General features: G+C 62.0%; 14 protein-coding genes. 3 read left to right on the top strand and 11 right to left on the bottom strand.

The window, feature by feature from the left end; genetic code table 11:
• Window positions 1–17: 17 nt before the first annotated feature.
• Together M2427_RS18400 and M2427_RS18405 are read right to left on the bottom strand one after the other, a co-directional pair.
• On the bottom strand, window positions 18–572 hold the full coding sequence (locus tag M2427_RS18400; protein WP_280707924.1) for a TetR/AcrR family transcriptional regulator: 555 nt from the start codon (window positions 570–572) through the stop codon (window positions 18–20).
• Window positions 573–862: 290 nt separating this feature from the next.
• Window positions 863–1,822 (bottom strand): N-carbamoyl-D-amino-acid hydrolase, encoded by a 960-nt coding sequence (locus M2427_RS18405; RefSeq protein ID WP_280707925.1) that lies wholly within the window; start codon window positions 1,820–1,822, stop codon window positions 863–865.
• A 234-nt stretch (window positions 1,823–2,056) separates the two neighbouring features.
• Between M2427_RS18405 and M2427_RS18410 the strand changes: the two genes are divergently transcribed.
• The 3 genes from M2427_RS18410 to M2427_RS18420 all read left to right on the top strand — a co-directional run bounded on the left by M2427_RS18410 (window position 2,057) and on the right by M2427_RS18420 (window position 3,795).
• Window positions 2,057–2,281: a hypothetical protein gene (locus M2427_RS18410; protein ID WP_280707926.1), complete on the top strand. Its 225-nt coding sequence runs from the start codon at window positions 2,057–2,059 to the stop codon at window positions 2,279–2,281.
• Window positions 2,282–2,518: 237 nt separating this feature from the next.
• The gene (locus M2427_RS18415) at window positions 2,519–2,845 is read left to right on the top strand and encodes a hypothetical protein (RefSeq protein ID WP_280707927.1); all 327 of its coding nucleotides are present in this window, start codon (window positions 2,519–2,521) and stop codon (window positions 2,843–2,845) included.
• 47 nt (window positions 2,846–2,892) lie between these two features.
• A complete protein-coding gene (locus M2427_RS18420) occupies window positions 2,893–3,795 on the top strand; it encodes an AMP-binding protein (RefSeq protein ID WP_280707928.1) in 903 nt (300 codons plus the stop codon).
• 641 nt (window positions 3,796–4,436) lie between these two features.
• Here M2427_RS18420 and M2427_RS18425 read toward each other — a convergent pair.
• The 9 genes from M2427_RS18425 to M2427_RS18465 form a co-directional block, all read right to left on the bottom strand.
• Window positions 4,437–5,711 (bottom strand): FAD-binding oxidoreductase, encoded by a 1,275-nt coding sequence (locus tag M2427_RS18425; RefSeq protein WP_280707929.1) that lies wholly within the window; start codon window positions 5,709–5,711, stop codon window positions 4,437–4,439.
• Between the two features lie 21 nt (window positions 5,712–5,732).
• The gene (locus M2427_RS18430) at window positions 5,733–6,524 is read right to left on the bottom strand and encodes an amino acid ABC transporter ATP-binding protein (RefSeq protein ID WP_280707930.1); all 792 of its coding nucleotides are present in this window, start codon (window positions 6,522–6,524) and stop codon (window positions 5,733–5,735) included.
• Between the two features lie 34 nt (window positions 6,525–6,558).
• A complete protein-coding gene (locus tag M2427_RS18435; protein ID WP_280707931.1) occupies window positions 6,559–7,218 on the bottom strand; it encodes an amino acid ABC transporter permease in 660 nt (219 codons plus the stop codon).
• A 5-nt stretch (window positions 7,219–7,223) separates the two neighbouring features.
• Complete coding sequence (locus tag M2427_RS18440; protein WP_280707933.1) at window positions 7,224–7,937, bottom strand: aspartate/glutamate racemase family protein; 714 nt, start codon at window positions 7,935–7,937, stop codon at window positions 7,224–7,226.
• A 105-nt stretch (window positions 7,938–8,042) separates the two neighbouring features.
• Complete coding sequence (locus M2427_RS18445; protein ID WP_280707934.1) at window positions 8,043–8,900, bottom strand: transporter substrate-binding domain-containing protein; 858 nt, start codon at window positions 8,898–8,900, stop codon at window positions 8,043–8,045.
• A gap of 67 nt (window positions 8,901–8,967) precedes the next feature.
• Window positions 8,968–10,098: a saccharopine dehydrogenase C-terminal domain-containing protein gene (locus tag M2427_RS18450; protein ID WP_280707936.1), complete on the bottom strand. Its 1,131-nt coding sequence runs from the start codon at window positions 10,096–10,098 to the stop codon at window positions 8,968–8,970.
• Window positions 10,099–10,110: 12 nt separating this feature from the next.
• Entirely contained in the window at window positions 10,111–11,898 is a 1,788-nt protein-coding gene (locus M2427_RS18455; RefSeq protein ID WP_280707937.1) for a thiamine pyrophosphate-binding protein, read from the bottom strand.
• Window positions 11,899–12,088: 190 nt separating this feature from the next.
• The gene (locus M2427_RS18460) at window positions 12,089–12,529 is read right to left on the bottom strand and encodes an Lrp/AsnC family transcriptional regulator (protein ID WP_280707938.1); all 441 of its coding nucleotides are present in this window, start codon (window positions 12,527–12,529) and stop codon (window positions 12,089–12,091) included.
• Window positions 12,530–12,607: 78 nt separating this feature from the next.
• On the bottom strand, window positions 12,608–13,516 hold the full coding sequence (locus M2427_RS18465; protein WP_280707940.1) for a LysR family transcriptional regulator: 909 nt from the start codon (window positions 13,514–13,516) through the stop codon (window positions 12,608–12,610).
• Window positions 13,517–13,598 lie beyond the last annotated feature (82 nt).

The following is a 13,598-nucleotide window of genomic DNA, read 5'->3' on the forward strand; positions in this document are numbered from 1 at the left end:
CCTAATTTGACAAGGATTCAATCAAGCAGTTTCAGCGCGACGCCGACCAGGCGATCGCCGTCGAGCGGCAGGCGCGCCTTGCCGACGACGCGCAGGCCCTGCGTCATGCAGATCATCAGCCGCGCGGTGTCATCGGCATCGACATGGCGGGGAATCGAACCATCGGCCTGCCCCTCGCGAATGAGGCCCGCGATGAAAGACTCAACGGTCTTGAGCTGCGCCGTGACGCGCGCGCGCATCACCGGATCGACCGCCGACAGCTCGACCGCACTACCGACCACGATGCAGCCGCGGCGCCCCTCGCTGCCCCGGGAGTGCTCGACATAGGAATTGAGCACATGACGCACCCGGTCGCGACCGTTTGTGCCAAGCGCCGCCGCGCTGCGGGTCTGCTCCCCGCGTACCGCGGCATAGCGCTCGAAGGCGGCGAGGAAGACGGCATGCTTGTCGCGAAACGCCTTGTAGACGCTGCCGGTGGCAAGCCGCATGGCCGCCGTCAGGTCCCCGACCGAGGTGGCATGATAGCCGCGCTCGCAAAACACCCTGATAGCGCCGTCCAGGGCGGAGTCCATGTCGAACTCCCGGGGACGGCCGGGGGGATTGGAGGCAGGCTCGAATTTGCGGGCGGCTTTTTGCATTGCGGGATATTAGAGAATGATCGTTTCCGAATAAAGACACGTGGTTGTGATCGGGGGGCGGGAAAGGGCCCGCTCTCTCCCTCGTCATTCCGGGACGCGCCCATTGGCGCGGGCCCGGAATCCATTTAGCGGCATGTTTGGTGGCTCAATGGATTCTCAGGTGCGCAATTGCGCACCATAGCTCGATGCTGCGCATCGCCCCGGAATGACGAAAGCGAGAGCGATCACCCCTTCGGTCGCACCGGCGTGCCATCTGCCATGGTGGCCACGCCCTTCCGCTCGACGATCATCCCATACGCGTGGGGCTGGCGATGAACATCGAAATTGAAGGTCGTGCGCTTGTAGGAATTGCAGAGATCGAGATCGCAGCGGGCGAGCGCGAGCTCGTCGCCCTTGGTGGTGCAGCGCGCAATGATCTCGCCTGAAGGCGCGATGATGCAGCTGCCGCCGATATGGTCGACGCCCTCCTCGACACCAGCCTTGGCGACGCCGACGACGAAGGTGCCGTTCTGATAGGCGCCGGACTGCATCACCAGATGATTGTGAAACAGCGAGAGGTCGTCATGCTCCGGCGCGGGCGGATTGTGCACCGGGGTGTTGTAACCGATCATCACCATCTCGACGCCCTGCAAACCCATCACCCGATAGGTCTCGCTCCAGCGGCGGTCGTTGCAGATCGCCATGCCCATCACGCCGCCGAACGCATCGACCACGCCGAAGCCGGAGCCCGGCTCGAAATAGCGCTTCTCCAAATGCTGGAATTTGCGCCACGGCTCATGCTCGGTATGACCGGGCAGATGGACCTTGCGATATTTGGCAACGATGGCGCCGCTCCTGTCGACCAGGATCGACGTATTGTAGCGGTGCACGATGCCTGCCTCGACCGTGAGCTCGGCATAGCCGAGGTAGAATCCGATGCCGCACTCGCGCGCAAGATCGAACAGCGCTTGCGTCTCCGGCCCCGGCATCTCGCGCTCGAAAAACTGGTCGATCTCGGCTTGATCCTCGAAGTACCAGCGCGGAAAGAACGTGGTGAGCGCGAGCTCAGGATAGACGATCAGGTCGCAGCCGTTTGCGTGGGCCTGGCGCATCAAGGCCATCAGCCGCGCAACCACCTCGCCCCTCGTTTCGCTCCTCGCAATCGGACCCAGCTGGCCGGCCGCGACAGTCACAAATCTTGCCACGTATCTTCCCTCATTCGCTTGCCGGACTGACCGGCCCATCGTCGTGCACGCTCATATGCAGATTCTACGCCCCCCAGGCCCGTGGGTTTGACCAGAACAAGTCGCGCACGGATTTTCGGGAACTTTCGTTGCCAATCTGCAACGGTTCCCCACCGTCTCATGCCAGACAAGAGAAATGCCCATTGCCGCCACGAACCCTGCTCACAACGCCGTGAGACTATCAGGGGAATCACGATGCGTGCACAACGCGTTTGGAACGTGAATGGGGCCGCCAGCATCGGGCAGCTCCAATCGAAACTGGATGATTTGAACAAGCGGCTCAGCCAGCTCGAGAACCAGCATCCCGAAAGCCTGGGGATCGACGAGTTGAAGGCGAGCGCGCTCAGCCTGTCGCGCGAGATCGACGACATCCGCTGCGCGGAGGCGACGGCGGCGCTGGGGGAATTGCTGCGGAAATAGCCGGCCACGACGATTCGACGCTGCTCACGGAACCAACGCCCACGCCCGCCATTGCCATGGTGAGCATGGAGCACAATCATGACCAGGCACCTGACGCGAGCTCATTTCGCACGCGGTTTGGCCGGCGCGGTTTCCACGCTGGTCCTGTGCGCGGCGATGGCCTTCACCATCGCGCACCACTTCGCGTTGTGAAGAATTTGGCGTTGTGAAGAATTTGGCGCTGTGAGGAACGATCGCATGACGTCCGACCCCGAGGAGTCGGTGAGGCTGCAAGGCTTCGGCGAGATGACGTTGCGCACGGCGATCGCGACGGTGATGCTGCTCGCCCCGCGCGAGCGCGCGGACGCCGCGATTTTTCGGGTGCGCGACGGCGTGCGCCTCGCCGCAAGCGAGATCGCCGGGCTTGCGTCACAGTGGGGTATCGCGCCCGCAGTCGAAGTCAAATCGCCAAGACTGGCGCCCGAGCCGCACTGGTCCGACATCGTCCGCGGCATGGTGCGCGAGGCCCCGCTGCCATCGTTGATGGTGGCGTTCTTGCTGGGCGTGCTGGTGACGAGGCGGTAGGCCTCTGGCTGATCGCGCAACTGTGGAGCGCCGGCGACGGGCGAGCCATGTTGCCGCAACAGACGCCCCTGCCGATCCAAATCGGCCGTGGACCCGCCCTCAAATCCGTTGCAAAAAGGGACCCCGAGGCGCCTGGCGGCGCGCCGATCGTGTACAATACACTGATCAATGCGCCCGATGCACCAAGAGGCAACGCGGCTCGTCGCGTCGTCGGCCTGATCGCCGGCGCTGCGCCGCCGGTCGCGGTGCTCGAAGGCGCCGAAAACATTGGCATCAGGCTGACGCATGTTTACGGCCTGACCGAGGTCTACGGCCCCGCCTCCGTCTGCGCCGAGCACCCCGGTTGGGAGGAGCTTCCGCCGGCCGAGCGCGCTCGCATGAAGCGCCGGCAGGGTGTGCCCTACCCGCTCCAGGAAAGCGTCACCGTCATCAATCCGCAGACCATGCAGGAGGTGCCGCGCGACGGCGAGACCATCGGCGAGGCCATGTTCCGCGGCAACATCGTCATGAAGGGCTATCTAAAGAACGAGAAGGCGACGACGGAAGCTTTCGAGGGTGGCTGGTTTCGTACCGGCGATCTCGGTGTGCTCGACCAGCACGGCTACGTCATCATCAAGGACCGCTCCAAGGACATCATCATCTCCGGTGGCGAGAACATCTCCTCCGTGGAGGTCGAGGACATCCTCTACAAGCACCCCGCCGTCCTGTTCGCGGCCGTAGTGGCCAAACCCGATTCGAAATGGGGCGAGGTGCCCTGCGCCCTCGTCGAGCTGAAGGACGGCGCCAAAGCGACGGAAGCCGAGATCATCGCCTTCTGCCGCACGCATATGAGCGGCTTCAAGGCGCCCAAGGTCGTCGTATTCGAGCCAGTCCCGAAGACTTCCACAGGCAAGATCCAGAAATTCCTGCTGCGCAATCAGGTCGACTCGGCGAAGGCGATCTCTGCTTGAGCCACCATGAAGCGGCTCCGAACGCCGCCAGCCGGCCGAAACGTGACAAATCGCGGGCAGGCACCCCGCGTCGCGCTCCTTCCCTCAACTGCCCGGATCTCTCACGAACTCCGGGCACTTTTTTGACACGCAGCGATCCACTCGGCGTGATGACTGCTTTCGCTGCCGAGGCTCACATCAGAGGCTCGGTGCGAATCATCGGTCGTTCGCAATATACGGATCCAGCGCGTCGCTTTCGAACTCGAAGAGCTGACGTTGGTCATCGGCAGCCAATTGTCACCGCTCCACGAAGCGTCCAACTGATCGCAACTAAATCGTAGATTAGCCTGCGCAATCGCAAACAATCGTAGCAAGATTTCCCAACTAAAAAAGGTCCGTTCCGATCTGCAATCGCTTTAAGCAATTGATATTGCTTGGTGGGCGCACCAGGGCTCGAACCTGGGACCCGCTGATTAAGAGACACGATACGATCATTAATTTTACGATAGAATTTTTCCAACTGAGTTAAAATCCCTTCATTAGAGATCAATGGCTTACAGCGAAACATCCAACCGCCGAGGGTGCGTCGCGGTTGGGGGACACACGATGACATAACCGCCGCGTGGCTTCATACCGCCCCGAATGCCAGATTGTCTGCTTGATCAGCCAAATCGCGATATGGCGAAGGGCGTAAGGTCGACAGGCGCGGCCCGGCCGGAGATGAGATCCGCGATGATCCGGCCCGTGATCGGCCCCGACGCAAGACCGATATGTCCGTGGCCAAATGCGTGGAAGATATCAGGTGACGTCGCGGACGGGCCGATGACAGGACGACCATCCGGCGTCGATGGCCGATGCCCCATCCAGCGTTCGATCGCAAGGCCCTCGCGCGGCCCAAGGCCGGGATAGGTCTTCAGCGCATGTTGGACTAGAATATCAACTCGGGCCCAATCTGGCTCGGCGTCAACATGGGCGAGTTCGACCTGTCCCGAGAGCCGGAGGCCGGCAGCCGTAGGCGTGTTGGCCATTCGTCCATCGCTCGGCATGATCGGAAGCCGCGGGCCGGCTCGAGGGGACGCGATCACGCCGTGGTAGCCCCGCTCGCTGGCAAGCAAGACCCGGTCACCAGCAGCCCGCGCGAGCGCGCGGGAGTAGATGCCGGCGCAGATCACGGCGCGATCGCAGTCGATCCGGCCGTGATCGGTCGTCACCGCTCTGAGGCGGCCACTCTTCAAAACGAATCCGTTGGCTAGTGCCCGGTGAAGAACGGCACCGCGCGCGCAGGCGGCCCGCACGATAGCGGCGACATAGGCGCCCGGGTCCGTGCAATGCGCGCCGTCCTCAACAAAGACGCCAAACCGATAGGCGGGACTGAGATCCGGTTCGCGTCGCCGCAGCTCCTCCGAATCGAGTTCGCGCCATCGCAGCCCGTTCTCCCTTCGGAGACGCCACGCGAGGGCTTCTTCCGCGAACGCGTTTCGATCGCGATAGGCATAGAGCAGGCCGGTCTGGCGTATATAGTCTGGCCTTCCGATCTCCTCCGCCAGGATTGCATGGCGCTGTGGACCATCGCGGAGGATCGATGCGAGCAGGTGCGCCGTGCGCTCGACCTTCCGGGCCGTCCACCCTGCCATGAGGAAACGCAATAGCCACGGTGCCAATGAAGGCAGGGCCGCCCAACGCAGCACTAGCGGACCGTTAGGATCGAGCAAATAGCCCGGCACCTTGCGCCAGAGGCCGGGCATCGACATCGGCACGATCGAAGCGGGGCTGATCCAGGCACCGTTTCCATAGCTCGCCGCTTGCGGTCCGCCCGGCTCGCTCGGCTCGATCTGCGTGACAGCGTGTCCGTCCTTGATCAGCTCCCAGGCCGTGGCAGCTCCGACGATGCCGGCGCCGATCACCGCGATGCGCAACGGCTTCTTGTCCTGTTCCATTCCAGATCCGGCCGCGGCTCGTCACCCGTTGGCCGCAGCGGCCGGCAGGCGGCCGCTATGGAAATGACTGAGGAAGGCGCGTGTCGCCGGCTGGCGTGGTGCATCGATGACCTGCCGTGCCGGCCCCTCTTCCACCACAACGCCGTCGCGCATGAAGACGACGGTATCGGCGACCTCGCGCGCGAATGCCATCTCATGCGTCACGAGCACCATGGTCATCCCTTCCGCCGCGAGTCTTCGGACCACCGCAAGGACCTCTCCGACCAATTCGGGATCGAGCGCCGAGGTCGCTTCGTCGAACAGCATGACCTCCGGCTCCATCGCCAAGGCGCGCGCGATCGCCACGCGCTGCTTCTGGCCACCGGACAACTTGTCAGGCGCTACGTCGGCCTTGTCCTTCAATCCCACCTTTTCCAGCAACCCGAGCGCCCTTTCGCGCGCGACGGCTGGTTGAACCTTGAGCACCGTCACCGGTCCTTCCATCACGTTCTGTATCGCCGACATGTGGGGAAACAGATTGAAGTTCTGGAACACCATGCCGGTCCGCGCGCGGAACGCCGCAAGTTCCTTGTCGCGCGGAAGCTTGTGCCCGTTGGTGAAGTCCATGCTGCTTCGACCAACCCGGATGACGCCGCTCTCAGGGATGGTCAGCAAGTTGAGACACCTGAGCAGCGTGGACTTGCCCGAGCCACTGGGACCGATCAGCGCCACGACACCACCGCGGGGGACGCGCAGTGAGATGTCCTTCAGCACGCTCAAGGCCCCAAACGACTTCTTCACCTGAATGAGCTCGATCATCGCGGAATCAGACACGGGAGCATTCTCCTGTCGTTGGTAGCGTCATGCTTCAATGCGCAAACCGCGCCTCGAGAACGCGTGCGAAACGAGTCATGGGGAATAGAATGATGAAGTAGATCACGGCGATCATGGTGTAGGTTTCCAGCGGCCGGTAGGTCGCCGAGGTGATGAGTTGCCCTTGGTAGAGCAGGTCCGGCACCGCCAGCACGGATAGGAGCGAGGTGTTTTTTAGTTGCAGCACGGCCTGGTTGACCAAAGGCGGGATCATCCGTTTCAACGCTTGTGGCATCACGATTCGCTTCATCAGGTCGAAGCGGCGCATTCCGAGCGCGCGGCCGGCGTCCCACTGCCCCGCATCGATCGACACGATCCCGCCGCGAATGATCTCCGAATAGAAGGCTCCCCCGTAAAAACTGAGCGCGATGAAGGCCGCAACTGCGGGCGAGAGTTCGACACCAATCAGCACCGGAAGCGCGTAATAGATCCACACCAATTGAACCAACACCGGCGTGCAGCGAAAGACCTCGACCAGCATCACGAGCGGAGCCGAAATAAATCTCAGGTTAGATAAGCTCGCGATCGCCACCACGCATCCGACAACAAATCCGGCTCCAGCAGTCAGGATCGTAAAACCAATCGTATAGGCGGCGCCGACACCGATGATCCTGCTGTACTGCAATAGAAATCCAAAATTCCAGTCGTAATGCATCGGACCTATTCCTTGCCAATCGATTGCGAATAGGCGGTCTGGGTCAGCCCCGAATGGAACCAGCGCCCGAGCGTAATGATGTCGTAGACGGGAAACCCGAACGTACGAGACACGTCATCCGAGAACGGCGGAAGATTTGTGCATTCGAAAACGATCGCGCCGATGTTTGGATTTTCGGAGAGCAGCGCGCGAACGGCCGCATGCACATCGCGTCGCAGCCCGTCGCGATCATAGGACCGGCCGCCCTCGATGTGAGCACGCAAGCTGCCGTTCGGCGGCAGTCCAACGCGCGGCGTCCCCGGATCGGCGCCGACTTCAACGAAGTGCCTGTCCGTCAACGCCTTCGCATCGTAGGTGATGACGCCGGCGCGGCGGCCGGCCGTAAGGCAACGCTCGACCATGGGCAGTTGCAGAAGGCTCGACGTTGCGAGCGGAAGCTTCATCCGCGCGGAAAGCTCGCGCTGGCGCGACGCCAGAAAGCCGCATGACGTTGTCAGACCGATCGCCCCCTGCGCATGCAGCGCGTCGCCGGCTGCGACGAATGCTTCGATCAGATCGGCGTCATTGCCATCGACGATCTTCCGCGCGGACGCGCCCGGGACGGTCCTGAATATGACCTCGAACGGCCAACTGGCGGGATGACCCACATCTCCCGGCGGGCGGTCGATCGCTATATCAAGCATGATGATGCCCAGTGGAGGACGTCGTTCATGTTGCATCAATCAAGTGTCCTCTCGCGCCGGAGACTGATTGGTTCAAAACTCAACAGCGTCCTGATACAAAGCTGCCCGCGTCAACGGAGACGCGGGCAGCCCGGTCGAAAGTCAAAATTGGAGGCCGGGAGGAACGTCCTGCTCCTGGATATTGACGAGCGAAAGGCTCGACAGGATCCACTCGCGCAAGGCTCCAAGGGAGCGACTATATTCGAGCCAATTGTCGACGTAGGTGCGGAAGCGGGTATCGACATCGACGCGCACGCCACAGCAGGTCGGCTGTGACGCAACCGGCGTGGGGATGATGACCTTACCGACCTTGGCATTTTTCTTGACGGTCACCAGCGACAGCATCGCTACCTGTATGAGGCAATCCGCCCGCCCCGATTGCACCGCCAGCACGGCTTCATCCGGAGACTTGAGGGCGACCAACGTCGCCTTCGGCAGGGTTCGCCGGGCATAGAGATCGTGCGTCGAACCAATGTCGACGGCAACCCGCACCTCCGGCTTGTTGAGGTCTTCCCACGTCCTCGGCTCAAAACCGGACTTGGCGATGATCGTAAAAGTGTTGTTCATGATCGGGCGGGTAAATTCGACGATCAACGCGCGCGACGGAGTCGGGCTGAGGCCGAACATGATGTCGATCTTGTTAGCCTGAAGATCCAGCACCGAGTTGCCCCAGGTCGACTCGATGATCTCGACCTCGGCCTCCATCGCCTTGGCGAGATCCGTCGCCATGCTCACGCAAAAGCCCGACCATTGGCCGGTGGCAATGTCCTTGTGGTAGTACGGCTCCGTGCCGACGATGCCGGCAATGCGAAGCTTCTTGGTCCTGCGAATTTGGGCGAAAGTACTCTCGGCCGGAGGCTGTGCCTGGGCCGCGGCCGGCGACACGGCTGAGCCCGCAGCCATCGCAGCGGCGGCGACGCCGAGTCCTGCAAGCGATCCAATTTCACGACGACTAACCATTATCAAACTCCCCCTTTTCCAGTTGAATTCCTCAGGCCGCGATCCAATACTGCGGGCAACGCCGCACTCACGCCGCCCTCTTGGTAGCGAATCTGGCGGCAAAGTCACCCGTCTCGGAGCTACGGGCCTCCCGGAGCAACCGGCCGCCCTCATGCGTGGCCAGGAAGTCGGACAACGTCGCATCCTCCTGCCGCACAAAGCCCCTTACCGGAAGCTTGCCCGAGAGAAACAGCTCGACCATCGCGACGCAGCCGGCTGCCGTGGTGAGTTGAATCGCGCCGAGCTCGGCTCTGCCATCGTAGCGCAGCACGACGCTGTCCTCCTCGAAGCGGCCGTTACGTTCGCCGACGCCGGTGACGAAGATCACGACGACGTCCTTTCGGGTAAACGGGGCGGCGCGGTTGAGAATGCGGCGCATGGTCTCACGGTCGTCGGCGAGCCCCAGCCCCTGCAGCAGGAGCTTCATGATCTCGGAATGGCCTGGATAGCGCAGCGTCTTGTAGCTCATGTCGCGGACCTTGCCGGCGAGCGTCTCCGTCAATGTACCGAGCCCGCCCGACGTGTTGAAGGCCTCGTAGGCGACGCCGTCGATCATGACACTCTCGACGCCCTCGAGCGCCGGCACAGCGATCGGCTTGCCGTCGAAGACAATCTCGCAAGGATTGCAATACTCGTTGATCAAGCCGTCGACGGACCAGGTCACATTGTAGCGCAAGGCATTGGTCGGATAGAGCGGCAGCGCGCCGACGCGCATCTTGATGGTCTTCACACTGTCGAAACGCGCCGCCATGTCGGCGCCGAGCACGCAGATGAAGCCCGGCGCCAAGCCACACTGCGGCGCCAGCATCACATCGGCGCCCGCCGCGATCTCCTTGATGTAGGCCGTCGTCGCCACGTCCTCGGTCAGGTCGAAATAGTGCGTCCCGGTCTCCACAGCTACTCGCGCGATACCCTGGTTGAGAAAGTACGGACAGGCGCTGACGACGATATCCTGGTCCTTCAGGAAGGCCCGCACAGCGTCGAGGTCCGCAGCATCCACGACCTTGGTAGCGAAGGTCCGTCCGGCACTCAAGCGGAGCTGTGCCTCCGAAGCGTCAGCCAAGGTGACTTTGTGCCCCTGCTCCGCCAGCATCCCGGCGATTACGGCACCGATCTGACCGGCGCCGAGAACAGCGATGTTTCGCGATGAATGAGCCATATTTGAACCTCTCTAGAGAGCAGCCTGGACGCCGACCGCTGCCGGATCGGCCCCCACTTTTTTCAACCATGAGAACACCGGTGGCAGGCGGTCGGCGATGGATTCGACCGCCACATCGATGAAGACCGGCTCGTTTAGCGCGAAAGCCTCACGCAGAGCCGTCTCAAGTTGCGCAGGCGTCTCGACGCGGAAGCCGCGGATTCCGTAGACGGCCGCGAGCTTGCTCATGTCGTACCTTCCGAAATCGACGCTGAAGGTCGGGTCGTTGCTCGGTGCAGCCTCGCCGCGGCCGGAGCCGGAGCCCTTGCGGGCATGATCGCGGTCGACGACCCGCTGCAGCGCCTTGATCCAGCCAAAGCAGGCGTTGTTGAAATGAATCAGTACAGCCGGAATTTGCAGGCGCGAGAGCGTTTCCAGTTCGCCAGCCGACATGCCGAGCGAACCGTCGCCGAACAAGCCAACCGGCTTGAGATGCGGCGCTGCGAAGTAGGCCCCGATGACGGCGGGGATGGCGTAGCCAAGTCCACCATAGAAACGAGGGATCACGAGCTTGGACTGCGGATCTCGCAGGCGGAGAAAACGCGTCGCATAGGGCGTCGGCGTTCCGGCGTCCGATACCACGTTGCAGGGCGTCGGCAGGCAGCGATTGAGTGTTTCGATGACCCGTTCGGGACGCAGCGGCACCTCATCGCTTTCCAGCTGCGGCGCCATCACGTCCCAGAACTCCGCACGGCGCCGGTTGATATCCTCGACCCACCCAGCCGTGCCTGGCCCGCGATCCACGGGTACCAATGCGAGCAGCGCATCGACGACCGCGCGGGCATCGCCGACAAGCGGAAAGTCGATGGCGTAGGTGTTGCCGATGACTTCAGGTTCGAGATCGACCTGAACGATCCTCGTCTCTCCGTTCGGGACGGGCCACTGCCAGTTCATCGTGGCGACCGACCCCATACGGCACCCTACATAGATCACGAGGTCGGCGCACCCGAGCGCCCACACCGCGTGCGGATGAAAGCCGTTGTCGCCGATGATTCCGATGCCAAGCTTGTGGTCGTCGCGAATGATGCCCTGCCCGGTGATCGTGGTGACGACGGGGATGCCGAGCCGCTCGGCAAAGGCGGTGATTGAAGCTGCCGCACCGGATCGATTGGCGCCGCCGCCCGCAACGATCAGCGGGCGCTCGGCGGCGAGAATGGCTTTCAGTGCGCTTTCAAGATCGCCGTCCGCGGGTCTGCTGCGGTAGGACGGTGCCTGCCGACATTGCGGCTCGACATGCAGCGATACCCCTTCGCCCGGCAGATCCTGGTAGAGAATATCCTCCGGCAACGCGAGGACGACTGCGCCCGGACGACCGCCGGTCGCTTCGCGAAAGGCACGGCGGACGACCTCAGGCAACTTCCCGACATGGGAGAGCGTCTCCGCCCGCTTGCTGATGGGCTTAAACAAATCCTGGACGGGCAGTTCGGTCAGCGTGCCGCGCCCGACGCCGGGCTGCGGGATGTCGTTCACGAGAAGGATGATGGGCACCGAGGATTTGTTGGCTTCAGCCACGCCCGGCAAGCCGTAGAGCGCGCCGGCACCGCTCGGCACCTCTGCGACACCGGGCTTTCCAGACAGGCGCGCGTAGCAGTCCGCCATGAAGACCGCGGAACGTTCGTCACGACAGAGAATATGACGCGGAGCCCCTTTTGTCGTTCTAAGAGCCTCGTAGAGCGCGACGTTCGTATCGCCGGGCACGCCAAAAATAACGTCCACACCATAGCCGGACAGCATGCTCACGAGAGCGGTCGCACCATTCATTTTCAAATGCTCCTTCTTCTTTCTTTTATTCAGGAGCATAGGCGCGACATAAATATCCAAACCGCCGGCTATAGGAACAATATAGTTACAATCCGTCGGGATAACTTCTATTTCGATGGGAAACGAGGAATTTTGCCAAGAAATGGAGCAGCAATGACGGCTTCGAGGCAGTGTTTTGCTTAAGCCCTGCTCACCTTTCGAATTTTCTCGCAAGAAGAATGGAGGACGTGGTGCGGCGAACACCTTCCATCTCGGCGATCCAGTCGATGATTTCGTCGAGATGCGTTGACGTCGCGCAATTGATCTTCACGAAAAGATCGAACGGACCGCTCAGCGTGTAGCAATGAACGACTTCGGCCTTCTTGCGCAGGGCCGCAATGACGTTGCCTTGCTGCTTCACTTCCAGCTCGATCAGGATGATTGCCGAGATCGACGTAACATGCTCCTGCTTGCCCAAAATCGCCGTGTAGCCAGCGATCGTGCCCTCCTTTTCCAGCCTTGCCATACGTCCCTGTGCGGTCGCGCGGGATACGCCCAGCGCCTTGGCAATATCGGAGATCGACGTCCGTGCATTAGCGATCAGGATGTTGAGGAGATCCTGGTCCTTCCTGGCATCCGCCGGACGTGCCATCTACAACCCTCCAAAGTGCCTGTTTATGGACAAAACGAAGGGAAATTATTGCGCTCCGTCGGGAAAAGGTCCAGCGCATCATTTTGAACGATCCGGCGCGGTCTCCGCGATCAGCCAGTCCCTGAAAGCCGCAAGTGGCGGGTACTTCGTCCGGTCGGACGGCCAAACCAGATAATAGCGTTCGGGACTTTCCATCGGCAGGTTGAGGGCACGGACCAGCTTGCGGGTCGCGAGTTCGTCCTGAATGAGGAAGGTCGGCAGAAGCGCGACACCTAGGCCGGCGATCGCCGCCTGGGCTGCGGTCGCGAACTGATCGAACACCATGCCCTGAGCGGCTCTGGCTGACACACCGTGAGCGGAAAACCATCGATCCCAGGCGTGAAAGCGGGTTGAGATGCTCAGCAGCGGGGCCTCTCGGAGATCACCCGCAACCCGGAAGCCGTATTGTTTCTTCAGCCCTGGGCTGCACGCAGGCACAACTTGTTCGGATCGCAACAGAGCCATCTCGGCCCCGGGCCACTCCGGTTGACCGAAGTGAATCGCTGCATCCAGGGACTCGGCCCGGAAATCGAAATAGGACAAGCGGGTCGTAAGATTGATGGTGATCCCGGGATTGGCAGCCAGAAACCCGGGCAGGCGCGGCGCGAGCCAGCGAGTGCCGAAAGTGGGCAGGATCGCGAGATTGAGAGTCCCTCCCCCAGGGTTCGCATGGAGATTGAAGGAGGCCGTGCTGATCTTGTGGAGCGCGTCGCGGATTTCGCGGGCATAGGACTCGCCAACGGAGGTCAGTCGGACTGTCTGCCGCTCGCGGATGAAGAGCCCGACATCGAGCTGCTCTTCCAGGATCTTGATCTGCCTGCTAACGGCGCTTTGGGTCAGTCGAAGCTCGCGCGCGGCGAGCGTCATGCTGCCGGTCCGCGCGGTGGCCTCGAACGCCGACAAGACGGCGGTGGAGGGAAGAAAGCGACGAGGTGTTTGCGGATTCATCCCTACTCATTCCGTTTCAGAATGATCTTCTGAATAAACATCGTTTGAACTGGCCGAATAGGCAAGGTCTAATCGCCTCGTT

This window comes from Bradyrhizobium sp. BR13661 (genome assembly GCF_029892425.1).
Lineage (GTDB): Bacteria > Pseudomonadota > Alphaproteobacteria > Rhizobiales > Xanthobacteraceae > Bradyrhizobium.